Annotated in this window: 15 protein-coding genes; 13 read left to right on the plus strand and 2 right to left on the minus strand. The window is 45.7% G+C overall.

Annotation, left to right across the window (positions count from 1 at the left end; translation table 11 throughout):
• The first annotated feature begins 72 nt into the window (after positions 1–72).
• The 11 genes from MKX40_RS13060 to MKX40_RS13110 all read left to right on the plus strand — a co-directional run bounded on the left by MKX40_RS13060 (position 73) and on the right by MKX40_RS13110 (position 13,527).
• Positions 73–366 (plus strand): hypothetical protein, encoded by a 294-nt coding sequence (locus tag MKX40_RS13060; protein ID WP_339242124.1) that lies wholly within the window; start codon positions 73–75, stop codon positions 364–366.
• A 78-nt stretch (positions 367–444) separates the two neighbouring features.
• Positions 445–1,737: an amidohydrolase gene (locus MKX40_RS13065; RefSeq protein WP_339242125.1), complete on the plus strand. Its 1,293-nt coding sequence runs from the start codon at positions 445–447 to the stop codon at positions 1,735–1,737.
• Between the two features lie 192 nt (positions 1,738–1,929).
• Positions 1,930–2,985 (plus strand): dockerin type I domain-containing protein, encoded by a 1,056-nt coding sequence (locus MKX40_RS13070; RefSeq protein WP_339242128.1) that lies wholly within the window; start codon positions 1,930–1,932, stop codon positions 2,983–2,985.
• A gap of 91 nt (positions 2,986–3,076) precedes the next feature.
• Complete coding sequence (locus MKX40_RS13075) at positions 3,077–5,008, plus strand: S-layer homology domain-containing protein (RefSeq protein WP_339242130.1); 1,932 nt, start codon at positions 3,077–3,079, stop codon at positions 5,006–5,008.
• Positions 5,009–5,295: 287 nt separating this feature from the next.
• Positions 5,296–7,260 carry an ATP-binding cassette domain-containing protein gene (locus MKX40_RS13080; protein ID WP_339242132.1) on the plus strand — a complete coding sequence of 655 codons (1,965 nt, stop codon included), beginning with the start codon at positions 5,296–5,298 and terminating at the stop codon, positions 7,258–7,260.
• A gap of 28 nt (positions 7,261–7,288) precedes the next feature.
• The gene (locus MKX40_RS13085) at positions 7,289–7,957 is read left to right on the plus strand and encodes a response regulator transcription factor (RefSeq protein WP_339242133.1); all 669 of its coding nucleotides are present in this window, start codon (positions 7,289–7,291) and stop codon (positions 7,955–7,957) included.
• Positions 7,958–7,959: 2 nt separating this feature from the next.
• Positions 7,960–9,291 (plus strand): HAMP domain-containing sensor histidine kinase, encoded by a 1,332-nt coding sequence (locus MKX40_RS13090; protein ID WP_339242135.1) that lies wholly within the window; start codon positions 7,960–7,962, stop codon positions 9,289–9,291.
• Positions 9,292–9,503: 212 nt separating this feature from the next.
• Positions 9,504–11,339, plus strand: coding sequence for a UbiD family decarboxylase (locus tag MKX40_RS13095; RefSeq protein ID WP_339242136.1), 1,836 nt, complete (start codon positions 9,504–9,506; stop codon positions 11,337–11,339).
• A 283-nt stretch (positions 11,340–11,622) separates the two neighbouring features.
• A complete protein-coding gene (locus MKX40_RS13100; RefSeq protein ID WP_339242137.1) occupies positions 11,623–12,714 on the plus strand; it encodes an HD domain-containing phosphohydrolase in 1,092 nt (363 codons plus the stop codon).
• A gap of 163 nt (positions 12,715–12,877) precedes the next feature.
• Positions 12,878–13,351 (plus strand): SRPBCC family protein, encoded by a 474-nt coding sequence (locus tag MKX40_RS13105; protein ID WP_339242138.1) that lies wholly within the window; start codon positions 12,878–12,880, stop codon positions 13,349–13,351.
• A gap of 14 nt (positions 13,352–13,365) precedes the next feature.
• Positions 13,366–13,527, plus strand: coding sequence for a hypothetical protein (locus MKX40_RS13110; RefSeq protein ID WP_339243262.1), 162 nt, complete (start codon positions 13,366–13,368; stop codon positions 13,525–13,527).
• A 1-nt stretch (position 13,528) separates the two neighbouring features.
• Here the strand turns inward: MKX40_RS13110 and MKX40_RS13115 are convergent, their stop codons facing one another.
• Positions 13,529–14,749 (minus strand): MFS transporter, encoded by a 1,221-nt coding sequence (locus tag MKX40_RS13115; protein WP_339242140.1) that lies wholly within the window; start codon positions 14,747–14,749, stop codon positions 13,529–13,531.
• Positions 14,750–14,977: 228 nt separating this feature from the next.
• Here MKX40_RS13115 and MKX40_RS13120 point away from each other — a divergent pair, with 228 nt between their 5' ends.
• Both MKX40_RS13120 and MKX40_RS13125 read left to right on the plus strand, forming a co-directional pair.
• A complete protein-coding gene (locus MKX40_RS13120; protein WP_339242142.1) occupies positions 14,978–15,559 on the plus strand; it encodes a TetR/AcrR family transcriptional regulator in 582 nt (193 codons plus the stop codon).
• An 80-nt stretch (positions 15,560–15,639) separates the two neighbouring features.
• Complete coding sequence (locus tag MKX40_RS13125; protein ID WP_339242143.1) at positions 15,640–16,608, plus strand: D-2-hydroxyacid dehydrogenase family protein; 969 nt, start codon at positions 15,640–15,642, stop codon at positions 16,606–16,608.
• A gap of 123 nt (positions 16,609–16,731) precedes the next feature.
• Here the strand turns inward: MKX40_RS13125 and MKX40_RS13130 are convergent, their stop codons facing one another.
• Positions 16,732–17,769 (minus strand): LacI family DNA-binding transcriptional regulator, encoded by a 1,038-nt coding sequence (locus tag MKX40_RS13130; RefSeq protein WP_339242145.1) that lies wholly within the window; start codon positions 17,767–17,769, stop codon positions 16,732–16,734.
• Positions 17,770–17,863 lie beyond the last annotated feature (94 nt).

A 17,863-nucleotide genomic window follows, 5' to 3' on the forward strand; every position in this document is an offset into this window, starting at 1 on the left:
TCATATTCTTTTGCTGGCACCCTCCGATCTGCTATGATGTAACAATAATCATGGCATGAATGGAGGGAGATCATGAACTGCGTTGCTGTATTACCTTATTACAAAGTACAGAGAGAAGTGACGGGTCTCGCCCAAGAGATTGAAGTGAATGCCCGTTCGATGATTCTGTATTCAGATAAAATCGTGACCAAATACCGTGAGTTCAACATCACGGAAGTGTTTGATATGTCATTTCGCCGTATGGGTAATGAAGGTGGATTTTTCTATCTGCACACGAGCACTGGAGTATATCCATATATGGTCGAAATTGATCCCAAACCTTTTATACAAAGTTTCAGAAAGATGACGATTCAAAAATTAAAATGACTTGACCTTGCCGTTACGTGAAGGCTTAACCTCGGATATGGAAGGAACGATAACCAATTCAGAGGAGCTGTGAATGTAATGAGTATACTGATTCAGCAAGCTACGATTCTAACGATGAAAGATGCCGATGCCCCCTTTACGGGGGATATTCGTGTTGAAGGAGATCGCATTACGCAGATTGCTGACCACATTTTGCCTCAACCGCAAGATGAGATTATTGATGGCCGCCATAAGATTGCCATGCCGGGTCTCATTAATGCCCACCAACATACACCAATGAGCCTGCTCCGGGGATTCTCGGATGATCTGAAGCTGATGGACTGGCTCGAACGCAAAATGCTGCCTGCTGAAGCGCGGATGAACCCGGAAGATATCTATTGGGGAGCTAAGTTATCCATCGCCGAGATGATCCGTTCGGGTACCACTGCCTTTGCCGATATGTACATTCATATGAACGAGATTGCCGAAGTGGTCAAGCGAACAGGTATCCGGGCATCGCTCACACGCGGAATGGTATTCATGGAGGACGATGGGGGACGCAGGTTGCAGGAAGCGATTGATCTTGTAGAGCGCTGGTCTGGAGCCGCCGATGGGCGAATTACAACCATGTATGGACCCCACTCTCCTTACACATGTCCCGTAGAGCCACTCCGTGAAGTCATTGCTATGGCTGTCAAGGAGGATATCCCGCTGCATATTCATCTGGCTGAGACGAAAGAGGAAGTCGTGAAGATTCGTGAACGTTATGGTATGACCCCGACGGAGTATTTGGAAGAGGCGGGGATGTTCGAACAGGCACATGTGTTGCTTGCGCATGGTGTGCACCTCAATCGAAGAGATATCAGCAGATTGAAGGGTATGTGTGGTGGTGTAGCACACAATCCGGTCAGCAATCTGAAGCTAGGGTGTGGAATCGCTCCGATTACCGAGATGTTGGCCCAGGGGATTAACGTGGGGATCGGAACCGATGGAGCGGGAAGTGCCACAACCGTGGATATGTTCGAGGAGATCAAAGCGGCGACCTGGCTGCAAAAGCTAGACTATGGCGATCCCACACGCTTGCCAGCCAAGGACGTTCTACGCATGGCTACACGCGGAAGTGCTATTCTGCTTGGTTTACAGGATGAAGTGGGTGTACTTGAGGTGGGGCGCAAGGCGGATCTGATCCTGATCGATCTGGCGAAACCACATCTTCAACCGGTACATGAAGTAGAATCGTTACTGGCTTATAGTGTAAACGGTGCGGATGTGGATACCACGATTGTGAACGGTCAGCTCCTCATGCAAGGCAGGAAGTTGTTAACGATTGATGAGGATGAACTCTACCGTGAGGTGAAGGTTAGAGCCAAAAGGATTGTTGAGGGAATTTAATTTTTAGTGAATTTAATCCAAACTGGAAAAATATTTGTGCTCAAAACGCTATGGAGGCTTACTCCATGGCGTTTTTTGTCGAATTACAACTGGGAATAGTTCCATGGTCCTGTTCAGAATTGGTTCAGAATGACTCGTTATACTGAGCGTGTAGTTGTTCAAATTAGAAATGTACACGAGGAGGAACATGAATTGAAGGGGAAACAAAACAAAAAACGGCTTAAGCCAATATTGAAAAAAAGCATGTTGACTGCGCTCGGATTGGGCATTGCATTGCCTATAGGTGGAACGCTTCCGCAGGCTGACGCAGGTGCAATTGGTCCGGTAATAAACATTTCACAACCTGTTCTTAATGATGGCATCAACTGGTTAAGTTATTCATCGAAACCAAATGATCCTTCTTTACGCGATGTGCCCATCGAGGTGACCATCAATAGTATCATCAGAATCAATCTAAGTACACAATTTCGATCCGATGAGTATAGCCCGCCTACAGCCAGCTCAAGTGATAGCAGTATCGCTGAGGTGTATGTAGAAACCAGACAAGATGAGAATATGCCAACACCTGAGAGCACATTGGTGGTTATTCCTCGCCAAAGCGGCAAAATCAGCATCGAATTAAAAGCGAATTATATGATCTCTGGTGCACCAGAGACTGTTACGGATAACATTGAACTTTACATTAGTAAAAAAGGGGATGTAAATGCAGACGGAAAAGTGAATTCCCTGGATGCATCTGACCTTTTCAGTTATCTTCGTAACATGATGACTCGTCGCAGCTTTTCTTATGTAGAGATGAACCGAATGGATGTGGATCGTAATACGGAACCCACGCTCGGGGACATGGATGCTTTGTTAAAAGGGTACAAAGGCAAAACACTTGGCGGAAAAAACAATGACTATGTGTTGACCTTCAAGCAAGTAGATGATGCGCCGTATGTACTAAATGGTGAATTGATGAATGCCATGTTAATTGGAAATGAAATTGGGGTTCGTCATTATATAATGGATATTGATTACAATGATTCCCTTAATACTCCTTCTTACCAGTGGTACCGCGCGACAGAAGCTACGGGAGAAGATATGCTGCCAATCGAAGGGGAAACAGGAGCACAGTATACCGTTAAAGAAGAGGACGAAGGTTATTATCTTGTGCTCGAAGTTATTACTCAGTCCACTTGGGACTCCAATACGGAGCCTAGAAAAGTATACATTGTTGGAAAAGAAAAAATACAACACCTTGATTAATTCATTTTTTTTAATTTGGATAAGGAATAACAATACTTTTTCTATCTTTACCATACGATCTATTAATTGATACAGACATGGAGGCTATTACATGTTTCAACCGAAAAAGAAACGTCCCAGAATCAGAAAAACAATGTCGGGTCTCATTGCACTGACATTACTCTCTTCACTCATATTGCCAAATGTAGCTGGAGCAGAGCCGGTAGAAGCAGCTCAAGTACAATTCGCAAATGTAAGCGTACAGGCAGGGCAGAGCGTTCATGTACCTGTTGCATTGAAGAAATCCTATTTCGGAGTGAAAGCTTATAATATGCAGATTGATTATGATACGTCTGCACTGGAAATTGTTCGGATCACGCCTAAATCCATCAACGCCAACACCATATCCTCCAATGAAGAAGGTGTAGCAGATTTCCAGTATGAAATCAATAATGCAGAAGGCTGGGTACGGATCATTTGGGTTGATTTTTCTGGAGGGAACAATCCAATTGTAGATGAACAACAAATGTTTGATATCGAGATCAAAGCCAAAAACAATGCGACGCCGGGAACAAAACAGCTCTCTGTAGATCAAACGGATTCAGAGCATTGGCATTTTACGAATGTTGAACATCAGAGCTACACTCAATTGTCCGGTGGAACCATCACAATTACAGCAGCAAACTCGGGCGGTGGTAATTCTACACCTAATCCAGGTTCCTCCTCGGGAGGGAGCCTATCGCCAACTTCACCAGTGGTTACAACTGTTCCTTCTACTCCAGCGGTAACCAAAGGTGTAGACATCTATGTGAACGGACAGAAACAGGAACAATCTGCTTCGGCTACCACATCAACGGTAAACAATCTGGTTACCACCACTGTTCACGTGGATAATGACAAAGTCATCAATCAGATTGGAAGTGGACTAAGAACACTTCTGCTGCCGATTACAGGTACTGGCAAGGATGCGGTCGTTGGTGAACTGAACGGCAAACTGGTTAAAACGATGGAAGGAAGTAATGCCGAAGTTGTCATTCAGACAGACAGTGGTACGTACACCCTCCCGGCAAATCAGATTCAGATTGATCAGGTTCTGAACCAATTCGGTAGCACTGTTCCACTCGAAGATATCACCATTCAAATCGCTATTGCACCTAGTGCTGCATCCAAGCAATCAGCCATTCAGGCCGCAGCGGATAAGATGCAGAACACTTCGGTCGTTGCAGCTCCAGTTGATTTTGAAGTAAAAGCCATCTGGAATGGACAACAAGTTAATGTGGATCGGTTCAACTCTTATGTAGAACGCTCCATCACATTGCCAGAGGGAGTAGATGGTTCAAAGATTACGACTGGTGTTGTGCTTCAGCCGGATGGCAGTCTTCTGCATGTGCCGACGAAGGTTATCAAAGGTAACGTGCAAGATTCTGCTATTATTAACAGCTTGACGAACAGTACTTACGCCCTGATCTATCACCCGACAACATTCAGTGATGTAACGAGTCACTGGAGCCGTGATGACGTACAAGATCAGGCATCCCGTCTGATCGTACAAGGAACCGGTGAGAACGTATTTGCGCCAGACCGGAGTATTACGAGAGCGGAGTTCACAGCTGTTCTGTTAAGAGGTTTGGGTCTGCACTCCCCGATTAGCACAGAAGCGACATCATTCACGGATGTGAAGACAGGCAGCTGGTATGAGGATGAGGTTCAAACTGCCGTGTCCTACGGCTTGATCTCAGGTTATGCTGATGATAGCTTTCGTCCTAACAGCGAAATTTCTCGTGCTGAAGCGTTGACGATTGTGTCACGTGCGATGAAACTGGTCGGTCTGGCACAGGCCGACGCGTCAGAGACAACAAGTCTGCTGAGCACATATAGTGATAGTGCTAAAGTACAGGCTTGGGCTGCAGAGCCGGTTGCTTCGGCAATTAAACAAGAACTGGTACAAGGTGCTGATGGCAAATTGATGTCAGAAGCAGATATTAGTCGTGCGCAATCGGCGGCGATTGTGAAAAGGTTGCTGGCAAAAGCCGGATTAATCTAAACGATATAAGTTGAACTAAAGATTATTTACACAGACACTACGATGACAGAATAGTAACGAAATAAGACAACCCGAGTCCTTATATCTGAGGATTCGGGTTGTCTTGCACCTACACTTACTTGAAATGATTTATTTCAAGCAAAGCTGTAGGTGTTTTTTACATATCGTTCTATTGAACCACTCCTACAGGCCAATGGCCCAGTTCATTATCAGTTCATACAGATTTGGTACGATATGAACATCAAATAGATAGATATTGTGCTTGATCAGGAGAGGAAGAGATCCATATGAAAATACTAGAAGTCAAAAATGTGAAGAAGTCATACACCTTATATGGAAAAGAAAGAGTTCCGGTCCTCCACGGTTTGAACCTGAGTTTTGAGACGGGGGAATTTGTCTCTATCCTTGGTGAATCTGGCTGCGGTAAGTCGACACTGATGAATATCATTGGTGGGATGGATTCCGATTATGAAGGGGACGTCGTTGTTCGTGGCAAGAACTTAAGTGCCATGACAGAGAAGGAAATGGACGATTACCGAAAGAATAATATCGGCTTTGTCTTTCAAAATTTCAATCTGATCCCGCATCTGTCTGTCCTCGAAAATGTGACGATTGCGATGCAAATGACGGATACCAATGAAAAAGAGCGAAATCAACGTGCCGTTGATATATTAACAGAGGTTGGACTGAAGGATCATCTGAACAAACGTCCCAACCAGTTATCCGGAGGTCAGAAGCAACGGGTTTCCATTGCACGGGCTTTATCCAACAATCCGGACATTATTCTCGCAGATGAACCGACAGGCGCGCTGGATCGAGAAAACGGAGATCAAATCCTGGCCCTGCTCGACAACATAGCCCAAAAGGGAATGCTTGTGATCGCCGTCACTCATTCGCAGAAAGTCGCTGACTCCGGTACACGTATTGTGAAGGTAGAGGAGGGGCGCATCAGTGATGATATTCATCTCAAAGATCCTTCTACGACTGTCTACGAAAGTGGTCAAGGTTCTTCCCGGAGCCTGGGCTTGCTTGCTTCCTTTAAGATGGCACTCAAAAATATGAAACTCAACGCCAAGCGTAATGTCCTGGTCGCTTTGGGTGGATCTATAGGTATATTAAGTGTACTGCTGATGCTTTCCTTGGGGAATGGGATAACGACGTATATGAACGACGAAATCAATTCAAGTATGGACCCTTTGCTTGTGGATATAACCAAGCCGAGTGAAGAAGCCAAAGACATGCAAGGTCCCGAAGCCTTGATGGCAACAGGTGAACCGTTCACCGAAGCTGATATCGAGAGGATTCGCAATTTTCCTAATGTGGATCATGTAGAGACAATTACGACCATTACAGGCCAATCAACGATGGTGAATGAAAAACAAAGTGTGGGACTTACGCAGTTAACGACATTAACGGATGCTTTTGATCCCGCACTGATGACAACGGGAGTTCTCCCGGCAGAAAATGAGATCTTGTTACCCCTTGATACGGCGAATAAATTAAGCGGAAATGACCAAGCTGATTCCATGATCGGCAAGTCCGTGCTTCTATATATCAATGAAATGGATAGCAATAATAAACCAGTGACTTTGGAGAAAGAAGTAACCATCTCAGGGATCTACGAAGCGGCAGATCAACGATCTCCAATGCAACAATCCCCGGGATACATCTCATCAGAGACGTTAGAGCAGATGTTCTCGGACAAAGGAATATCAATTGGACCGATTCAGGTTAATGCCTATGCCACCGATATGAAATATGTAAATGATATCAATGAAGCTGCTGTTGACGCTGGCTTCGCAGGCTCCCAGATGGCCAAGGTCATGGAGAATATCACGACTTACGTAAGTATGGCTTCCATTGTACTCGCGGGTATTGCAGGCATTTCGTTGATCGTATCCGGTATTATGATACTAGTTGTACTCTATATTAGTGTCGTGGAACGCACGAAAGAGATCGGAATACTGCGGGCAATTGGAGCGAGAAAGAAGGATATCAAGCGAATATTCTTCTCGGAATCTGCTTTATTAGGCGTATTTAGTGGTATTATTGCGGTAATCTTTGCAGTGATCATAAGTTATGTGTTAAATATACTTCTGGACAATGCGTTTGGAGCAAAACTGATTCATCTCTCGGGATATTACATCTTGTTTGGTCTCGTGGTAAGTACAGCGATTAGTATCGTGGCTGGTTTGATGCCATCATCAAAAGCGGCGAAACTGGACCCGATGGAATCCTTGCGATACGAATAAAACGAATGGCGGAAAGGATAATGGCTACATGAACACGATTCTGGTGGTGGACGACGATTCCCATATCCGCAAATTAATCCGAATCTATCTTGAAAAGAATCAATTTTCCGTGCTGGAAGCAGCAGACGGTCAAGAGGCGTTAGATCTTCTCTCTCGTACGAAAGTTGATCTGGCGATTGTGGATGTAATGATGCCTCGAATCGACGGCATTGAATTGACAGAAGATATCCGATCCTATCTGGATATTCCGATCCTGATGGTCACCGCCAAGGGAGAATCCAAGGACAAGGTCAGAGGATTTAATGCCGGGTCAGACGATTACCTGGTTAAACCTTTTGATCCTGTGGAGTTAATCCTGCGTGTAAAATCGTTATTGAAACGATATAACAAAAGTTCATCGAATATCATTCAGATCAGCGGTGTAACGATTGATTTGGGCAATCTGATGGTCGTTGCGGACGGACAAACGATTGAATTGAAAAAGAAGGAATGTGAATTGTTATTTTCTCTGGCGAGTTCGCCAGGGAAAATATTCACACGTACACAGCTTATCGATGATCTATGGGGCATCGATTATGAAGGCGATGAGCGTACAGTCGACGTGCACATCAAGCGGTTAAGGGAACGGCTTGAACCTGTACCTGAACTGGTAATCTCAACGATAAGAGGACTTGGATATCGACTGGAGCGGGCATGAAGATGCTGAGGAAGAGCCTGCGACTTCGAATTGTAGCTACCTTTATCGGGATTGTTCTGGTGAGTTTGATTCTCTCCTTTATGATCAATAACGGGTCCCGCGAAAAAGCGCCGAATCGTTTTATGGTTACCTTTGCTGAAGACATCGCTACAATGATTAACCTGATCGATGATCCGGAAAAAGTGAAATCAAGCTTCGATATCTTTGCCCGCTATGGCTTAAATATCACGCCCGTGAATGAACAAAGTGACGTGTTGTCTTCCTTGCCAGAGGATAAAGTTCATTCGTTATTTGAGGCGGGGACAACCGATGCCATGTTTATATCCAGTAAAGATGGCATTGCGACCATAGGTGTTCCCGGAACAAACGAGGGGATCGGCACATTTCTGATACAAAGCGATTTCTCTTCTCTTTTTCACACACTGCGCAACACGCTCTTAACCTCACTATTAACAGTACTGGTCATTGGTAGCCTATTAATCCTGTTCATGTCCGGGTACATTGTGAAACCGATTAAGAGGTTAACGGTTGCGGCGAAGGAGATGTCATCAGGTGACCTGTCGGTTCGCTTGAAACATAATAATCAGGATGAGTTCGGGGAACTGATGGAGAGCTTTAATCATATGGCCAGTGAGTTGCAAAAAATCGATTCGGTTCGTGATGACTTTGTCAGTAACGTCTCTCATGAAATGCAGTCTCCGCTCACTTCGATCAGGGGATTTACCAGAGCACTGCAGGATGGTGTTATTCCTTTGGAAGAGCAGAAAGAGCATCTGGATATTATCTATGAGGAAACGCTGCGCTTATCGAGGCTCAGTGATAATCTGCTTCGGCTAGCCTCGCTGGATTCGGAGCATCATCCGGTTCATTTCACCACGTTCCAGGTCGATGAACAATTAAGAAGGGCGATCTTATTGGCGGAGCCGCAGTGGTCGCAGAAGGATATACAGATCGAATTGGACTTGTTGCCCTGCGAGATCACCGTGGACAAAGATTTGTTTGATCAAGTCTGGCAGAATTTAATAAACAATGCGATCAAATACACCGGTCCTGAGGGTACCATTCATGTCGAGATTGAGACGTCATCTTCATTCGTGAAGGTATTGATTAGAGATTCTGGACAAGGAATACCTGCGGAAGCCCTCCCGTATATCTTTGATCGATTCTATATGGTGGACAAAGCGCGAAGCAGCTCACTTCGAGGCAATGGGTTAGGGTTGTCCATTGTGATTAAAATTTTGAAATTGCATCAATGTACCATTGATGTAGAGAGTGAAGTTGGAAAAGGTACGCAGTTTGTAGTCACGATTCCCAGATCGCTTATCATATCTTAGGCAACCCAGAATTGAAAGTAGCAATATGAATACAATCGGCTCCTGTACGTTCAGGATTCAGATTGCTTCATATTGCTTTTTTTGATATTAGGATACTTAACAAAATTTCATATATAGTTTTGTTTAGCAGTGAATCATTTGATAAAATAGAAGAGACGTTATGTGAATCTATGAACTTAATCAATTTATCATACACAGAATGGAGCCATTCAATGAACTATCGCAATATGGAAGATTGTATTAACGATCTGGAGCAGCACGGTCATTTGATTCGGGTCAAAGAAGAGGTTGATCCTCATCTGGAAATGGCAGCCATCCATATGAAAGTGCACGAGGCTAAAGGCCCGGCATTGTTATTCGAAAATGTAAAAGGCTCGAAGTTCCAGGCCGTATCGAATCTCTTCGGCACGGTGGAGCGAAGCAAATTCATGTTCCGGGGGACGCTCGAAGGCGTACAACGGGTCATGGCTGTTCGTGACGATCCGATGAAGGCGCTTAAGACGCCATTTCAGCATGTCCGCACTGGTCTTGCCGCATGGCAGGCGCTGCCGAAACAGAAGTCTATTAGCCTACCCGTGTCGGCACAAGAGATTCAAATCTCGGATCTGCCGCTCATCAAGCATTGGCCCATGGACGGTGGGGCATTCGTGACACTGCCGCAAGTGTATTCCGAAGATCCAGATAAACCCGGCATCATGAATTCGAACTTGGGAATGTACCGGGTTCAACTGAATGGCAATGATTTTGAAATGAACAAAGAAATTGGATTACACTATCAGATTCATCGCGGAATTGGTATACATCAAGCCAAAGCGGTCAAAAAAGGAGAACCACTGAAAGTCAGCATTTTCATTGGGGGTCCCCCAGCACATACACTCTCAGCGGTTATGCCTCTGCCTGAAGGACTCAGTGAGATGACATTTGCCGGTTTGCTCGCCGGACGTCGCTTCCGGTACAGTTACAAGGACGGGTATTGCATCAGTAATGATGCTGATTTTGTCATCACGGGTGATATCTACCCAGGCGAGACGAAGCCGGAAGGACCGTTTGGGGATCACCTGGGTTATTACAGTCTGACACATGAATTCCCGTTAATGCGTGTGCACAAAGTCTATGCCAAACCTAATGCTATCTGGCCTTTTACGGTTGTGGGTCGTCCGCCTCAAGAGGATACGGCATTTGGTGATTTGATACATGAGATTACAGGGGATGCCATTAAACAGGAGATTCCGGGCGTCAAAGAAGTACATGCAGTCGATGCGGCAGGGGTCCATCCATTACTGTTCGCCATCGGCAGTGAACGGTATACGCCGTATCAGGCGGTGAAACAGCCAACAGAGCTGCTTACGATTGCCAACCGTATTTTGGGTACAGGTCAGCTCAGTCTGGCGAAGTACCTGTTTATAACTGCTGAGGATCAGCAGCCTCTGGATACCCATAAGGAAGTTGAATTCCTGACCTATATTTTGGAGCGTATCGACCTGCAACGGGATATTCATTTCCACACGCATACAACGATTGATACGCTGGATTACTCCGGTACAGGACTGAACAGCGGAAGCAAGGTTGTGTTTGCCGCATATGGGGACAAGGTTCGGGATCTGTGTACGGAAGTTCCGGAGTCTTTGAAAAACATACGCGGATATGAAAATCCACAGCTCATCATGCCGGGCATCGTCGCAATCCAGACATCAGCCTTCACAAGTTATGCGGATACAGCGCAGGAGATGCAAGCATTCACTTCTCTATTGAAAGAACAGGGAGGTCTGGACTCTTGCCCGATGATTATCCTCTGTGATGACAGTTCGTTCCTGAGTGCTAATCTCAGTAACTTCTTGTGGGCCACGTTTACCCGGAGTAACCCTTCACATGATATGTATGGAGTTAATAGCGGATATGACCACAAGCATTGGGGTTGTGATCAGGTGATTATTGATGCGCGGACCAAACCTCACCAGGCACCGCCACTGATTCCCGATGCTTCGGTTGAGAAGAGCATTGAACGTTTATTTGTTAAAGGGGCAAGTCTGGGTTCAATCAAAATCTAATACGAGTTGTCTTAAAGAAGTTCAAACGGAGCGTTTGAACTTCTTTGGCTTGCTCTGATCCAGCGATAAGACACAAAGGTGTGTAAAAGTTTAAAACCGGGACTAATTTGGATATTGGAGTGAGGATAAAGTCTTACATGTTCGTATTTACCTTTGTGATTAAGGTCGTTTGAACTATGTATGAAATGAAGAATTATAACGATATAAAGAAGTATAGGTATTTTTGTGGCCCCGTTCCATTGGGTGCTGTTACTATAATGAATTGTTCAGGGGGAATACCGATTTGAGAATCCATATTATGAACCTGCAAGACGGAGACCGTCTGACTGCGGATACATTCAGCGATGCAGGATTACACGTTCTCGGGAAGGGAACAGTAATCAGAGGTGAGGATATTACCTTGCTTATGCAGCACCGTGTAGATTATGTAGATATTGAATCACGCGAAGAGGAAATCACTGAGGCAGAATTTTTTGCTGCAGCCGCCAAGCATGCTTCCGGGTTAAGTACAAGTACGAAGGAAGAGCCGCCAGAAGAAGAGATGAAGTCCCAATTTATTCAGACCGTACATAATTATCAAAATGCTTTTCTTGAAGCTCTGACTGTTGGCAAGTTCAACGCCACCATGGTGGATGATGCACTGCAACCGATGGTTGAAGGACTGGATGAGCAGAAAGATGTCGTTCATCTCCTGATGATGCTGGAGCGGGATGATGTCAATAACTATACACATTCAATTCAAGTCGGATTGTTGTCCTTCTACCTCGCGAACTGGCTTGGATATTCTCAAAAAGAGAGTTATCAGATTAGTCGCGGTGGTTATCTGCATGACATTGGAAAGTGCAAAGTCTCCCACCGGATTCGGAACAAAACAGAACCGTTGACAGCGGACGAGCAGCTTGAAATGCAGCGTCACACGATATATGGGCATGAAATCATCAAAAATTCCATGACGGATGAAGCGACAGCACTGGTTGCTCTACAACATCACGAGCGGGAAGATGGGTCGGGTTATCCGATGCAACTTGAGAAAAGTGAAATTCACCCCTATACCCAGATCGTATCTGTAGCTGATATCTATATCGGCATGAGATCCGGGAGTCACGGGGGAAGCAATCCAAACCTCATCAACAACCTAAGAGATATTTATGGAATGGGATTTGGTAAATTGAATGAAAAGCCAGTTCAGGCATTGATGCAGCATTTACTTCCTAATTTTATCGGAAAACAAGTCCTGCTCAGCAATGGAGAAAAAGGTGTTATTGTCATGAACAATACGTCTGATATTTTCAAACCGCTCATCAAAGTGGAGTCGGAAGAATATCGCGATCTTTCCAAAGAGCGTACGCTTGCCATTGATGAATTGCTTATTTAATATCGGCAGCCTTTGCCATTCTGCCAATGCATGAAAGACGGGCCTCCTGTACTAAGACAGGGGGCCCTTTTTTTGTTATATCCCCCTTTGCTGTGTTGTTCGATCAACGAAGCAAGGTTATACTTTGCAAAGACCTTATTTTTCCTGCCAAGGAGCGATCGTCATGATTGAAGTGACAACAGAGATTACGATACTTGCCTCGATTGAACGGTGCTTTGACTATGCCCGGGATATTGACCTACATACACAGACTGTCTGGAAACATACGAGAGAACGAGCGGTCGCTGGAGTAACCACAGGAAAAATTGGAGCCGGGGATACCGTTACCTTTCAGGCTACCCACCTGGGTGTCAGACAGAAGTTGAAGTCCCGAATTGTGCAGTTTGAACAACCGTTTTTATTTGTGGATCAGATGGAGAAGGGGGCTTTCAAGAGCATGCGACATGAACATCATTTCAGCGCAATTGGAGAACAGATGACATGCATGAGAGACACGCTGCGGTTTGAAGCACCACTTGGATTGCTAGGGGGGGCAACGGAGCGACTTGTGCTGAAGAGATATATGCTGGCATTTCTGGAGAGTCGTAACCGTAAACTCAAAGTGATCCTTGAGCAGTATCCGGAATTGAAGGAATAAAGGAGAGAAGACGTTTGATGGATAATGAATATTATGTAGGTTGGGGCACCCTTGCCTTGATTAATGCCGGACTTGCACAGGGAAAAAACAGAAGTGGTCGGAACTGGTTTCTGATTTCCCTGTTGTTGGGTCCTTTGGCAACCCTCTTTATTGTGGTGTGGAATAAACTGGACTAATTCAACGATCGAGATTCCGATGCATATGACGATCAATCATCCAGAACAGAAGTGCGGCTGCACTAACACCCGCACCTAACCAGCAAACCGCTGTCCAACCCGCCCATGCATACACCTGGGTAGAAACGATGGAGCCGGTTGCACTGCCGATGGAGTAAAAGATCATATATGCTGCCGTCAGGCGGCTCTGTGCTTCGGGACGAACTTCGTAGATCAGGCTCTGATTGGTAACATGTACGGCTTGCACGGCGAGATCGAGCAGGATAACGCCGAGGATCAGGAACCACAACGAGTGATGGACATAGCCGATGGGCAGCCAGGACAAGAGCAGAATGACAAGAGAGATACCGGTCGTTTTTTGCCCAAGGCCCCGATCGGCGAGTTTACCTGCACGGGCAGCGGCCATTGCTCCGGCCGCTCCTGCGAGACCGAATGCACCTATAAGCGTATGAGACAGGGACAGTGGAGGGCTACTTAGTGGCAGAACCATGGAAGTCCACAAGATGCTGAAGGCTGTAAAAATCAGCATCGCCAGTACACCTCGTACTCGTAATACACGCAACTCACGATACAGTTGCAAGACAGAGCTGAGTAATTGGACATAGCTTTGTTTTACTTGTGGGGACTGTTGCCTTGGGAGAACAAGATATAAGGCGACAATTCCGAGTAAAGTAAAGCTGGCAGAGAAGAGATACACCGATCTCCACCCGAGCCAATCGTTAAGCGTACCTGCAACCGTTCGTGCAAGTAATATGCCAATGACGATTCCACTGGTGACCTGCCCGACAATACGACCACGTTCGGTAGGGGCTGCCAAGTGTGCAGCAAAGGCAACCAATGTCTGTGTAATGACCGCGAGTAGACCTACGACGGCCATACCAGTGAATAAAAGTGAGCTGGACTTTGCGGTTCCTACCAGAACCAGTGCAAGTACGGATAAGAGCATTTGGATAATTATCAACTTGCGGCGGTTTAAGAGATCCCCGAGCGGAACGAGAAGGAACAGCCCCAGGGCATAACATATTTGAGTCACTGTGATGACGATCCCTATGGATGATGGAGAGAGGTTGAACTCTTGAGCAATGGAGTCCAGCAAAGGCTGAGCATAATAAATATTGGCGACCGCAAGTCCGCTGCACACGGCAAAGAGAAGAGCAACTAACCTTGACATGGCAGGACGATCCTTATTGGATAATTGTGCATCTGGAGAAGAAGTTTGCATGAATGGTTGTCACCTTTCTGTTTTGTACTGATTGGTATGATATGTTTCGGGATAACCATACTTTATTTGCATGAACACTGTCAACAGAGAATTGGACGAGAGTTTCAAAGTAGTTAAAAACGCTTTTTAGCTGGACTTATTTCATTTCAAATGAGTGATCTTTGACTTATTTATTGTTATGAGTTTAAAATATAAATATACTGATCGATACATAAAGAGGTGAATTGTATGGTTAGACAACGGGAATTTGATACGGATAAAGCACTTGATGCTGCGATGCATACGTTTTGGGACAAGGGGTTCGAAGCGTCATCTTTGAGTGATTTGACGACCGCAATGGGCATTCAACGTCCCAGTCTGTACGCAGCTTTTGGCGATAAAAAGGAATTATTCGAAACCGCACTTCGCAGGTATACCACGCAGCATGCGGCCCAAGTCAGAGCCAGACTTCAACAGGGCTCCACGGTGCGAGAAGCCTTCCGTGGGCTGTTTGAACATATTGGAGCTGAAGGGAGTGTAACCGAGCCTAGTCATGGCTGTTTTTGCATTAATACGATGGTTGAGCTGGCTCCACATGACCCCAAATTCGCTGTCCTCACACGGGAGCATCAGATGTATCTGGGTGTTCTTTTCAAGGAAACGATTGAAAAAGGCCAACAGAGCGGGGAATTGTCCGCTGACTTGAATGCGAGTGCGGTAGCACAGTCTTTGGTTGTATCCATGATCGGACTAACTGTACTGATGAAATCAGGACCGGACCGCTTGTTTGTAGAGCAGAGCATCCAGGTTACGCTGTCTTTGCTGCAGTAATAGGGATTTATTCTGTTTAAAGTGATGCGGAGTTGCTACAATATAGTTAAGACTTGAGCAGATATAGGAGGAGATCAGGAATGGATACGAAGTTGCGCTGTGCCGTTTTGGATGATTATCAAAACGTTGCGTTGACGTCGGCAGACTGGGGTTCGTTGATGGATCGGGTGGAGATTCAGACATTCAACAACTATATGGGCTCGGAAGAAAAAGTCATTCAAGAATTGCAGGAATTCGATATTGTGGTCCTGATGCGGGAACGTACACCATTTCCGGAGAGGGTTATTTCGCAGCTCCCTAAGCTGAAACTTATGATTACAAGTGGTATGCGTAATGCGTCCATAGACCTTAAGGCTGCGGAGCAAAAAGGGATCATTGTATGTGGAACCGAGGGAAGCTCTAATCCTCCAACGGAACTGACGTGGGCGCTAATACTGGGACTGTCCAGACAGCTGGTTACGGAGAATAATGCACTTCGCTCCAATCGAAACTGGCAGAGCACTGTAGGATTGGATCTGCATGGGAGAACACTTGGATTGCTCGGTTTGGGCAAGATAGGCACTCGCATGGCTGAGATCGCACAAGCATTTGGCATGAATGTGATGGCCTGGAGCGAGAATCTGACACGAGAGAAAGCAGAAAAACATGGTGTCATTTGGTCCGAGACCAAGGAGCAACTGCTTGCACAGAGCGATATCATATCCGTTCATCTGGTATTAAGTGATCGTACGCGCAATCTGATTGGACAAGCCGAATTTCAACAAATGAAATCGAGTGCGCTATTCATTAATACGTCGCGAGCGGGTATTGTTGATCAGGAAGCTATGGTAGATGCATTACAGCGTGGTTTGATTGCTGGCGCAGGTCTGGATGTATATGAGCAGGAACCGCTGCCGGTTAACCATATTATGCGAACATTGCCCAATGTCCTGGCCACACCGCATCTGGGTTATGTGACTCGTGGCAATTATGAGATCTATTATAGTCACACCGTAGAAAACATAGCGATGTTCCTGAACGGAACACCGATCAGGCAAATGCTTCCTTAGAATAAACGGTGCTGAATAAAGACGTAGTTTTAGATATATGGGATTATAGACAAATAAGGTGCTGCCAGGAAAGAGTTAGACCTGAGCAACACCTTTTTAGAGTATCTGTGTAGCAAAACAAATCTAACTGTGTCGTCCTCGCTGGGAAGAATGAATCATGGCGACGCTTGATTCACGAACGATTAAGCGCGGTTCGAATTGAATGTGTTCGTAATCGGTCGTGTTCATCTCCCGAATCCGCTTTAACAACAGTTCGGTAGCAAGTCTGGCAACCTCCTCACCCATAATGGACACAGAACTAATCTGCGGAGACGAGACCGTGGTCCACTGATTGTTATCTACACCCACTACAGCCACATCTTCAGGTACACGAACCCCCAACTCCTTGAACCGATTAACCAATCCGATGGCAACCATATCATTAATGGCATAGACTGCATCTGGCATATGCGTAAGTCCGTAGAAATAATCTGCAGCATTGGCACCTGTATTCAATGAAAAGTCCTCACCAAAATAGACGAGAGAAATGTCCACATGGCCTACAGCTTGCTCATAAGCACGGAAGCGCTCTTCAATAATGTCTTTGGGTGCACCGGCATAGGCGATTCGCGTCCGCCCAATTTTGAACAGATGCTCCATGACCAGTTTGCCTTCGGGTTGAGACAGAGAGACGATATCTGCCCTCATTCCCGGTTCTAGTTTCTTGCCGTAGTTAATCATAGAGATGGGGAGCGGGGCTTTATCAATCAGTCCGGGTAACGTTTTGGGATAGGCCAGAGGCATGAAGATCAATCCATCTACATGCAATTTTTTTACATTACGTATTGTCTCCAACTCGGTACGGGCATTGCCTGCGGTATTGATCTGCACGACATGGTAACCATGCTGCTTCGCCGTTTGCTCAACAGACCATGAAATCTCCGGAATAATGGCGTTACGTATGTCGGGTACAACGAGCGCGATCTGGTGCGTTTGCCGGATTTTCAGACTCTGTGCGGAGGTGTTGGGTACAAAACCCAGTTCTTCAATGGCCTTCATCACCTTATCTCGTGTTTTACTGCTTATGCCTTCTGAATTGTTGATGGCCCGGGATACGGTAGCGATGCCCACGCCGGCACGCTCAGCCACGTCCTTGATCGTCAGTTTCTGTTCTTTCCTCAATGTACGTTTACCTCACTTTATCGGAAACGATTCCGAATATTTAGGGATATGTATGCACTTCGCGATAAGTATATAACTTAATTATAACATTTGA

It is taken from the genome of Paenibacillus sp. FSL R5-0517 (assembly GCF_037974355.1).
Classification (GTDB): Bacteria; Bacillota; Bacilli; order Paenibacillales; family Paenibacillaceae; genus Paenibacillus.

Coding starts and splice junctions, on each gene's coding strand:
- MKX40_RS13115 (WP_339242140.1), bottom strand. CDS start 14,749: ATGCAAACTTCTTCTCCAGATGCACAATTATCCAATAAGGATCGTCCT.
- MKX40_RS13065 (WP_339242125.1), top strand. CDS start 445: ATGAGTATACTGATTCAGCAAGCTACGATTCTAACGATGAAAGATGCC.
- MKX40_RS13105 (WP_339242138.1), top strand. CDS start 12,878: ATGATTGAAGTGACAACAGAGATTACGATACTTGCCTCGATTGAACGG.
- MKX40_RS13080 (WP_339242132.1), top strand. CDS start 5,296: ATGAAAATACTAGAAGTCAAAAATGTGAAGAAGTCATACACCTTATAT.
- MKX40_RS13120 (WP_339242142.1), top strand. CDS start 14,978: ATGGTTAGACAACGGGAATTTGATACGGATAAAGCACTTGATGCTGCG.
- MKX40_RS13095 (WP_339242136.1), top strand. CDS start 9,504: ATGAACTATCGCAATATGGAAGATTGTATTAACGATCTGGAGCAGCAC.
- MKX40_RS13075 (WP_339242130.1), top strand. CDS start 3,077: ATGTTTCAACCGAAAAAGAAACGTCCCAGAATCAGAAAAACAATGTCG.
- MKX40_RS13125 (WP_339242143.1), top strand. CDS start 15,640: ATGGATACGAAGTTGCGCTGTGCCGTTTTGGATGATTATCAAAACGTT.
- MKX40_RS13060 (WP_339242124.1), top strand. CDS start 73: ATGAACTGCGTTGCTGTATTACCTTATTACAAAGTACAGAGAGAAGTG.
- MKX40_RS13085 (WP_339242133.1), top strand. CDS start 7,289: ATGAACACGATTCTGGTGGTGGACGACGATTCCCATATCCGCAAATTA.
- MKX40_RS13090 (WP_339242135.1), top strand. CDS start 7,960: ATGCTGAGGAAGAGCCTGCGACTTCGAATTGTAGCTACCTTTATCGGG.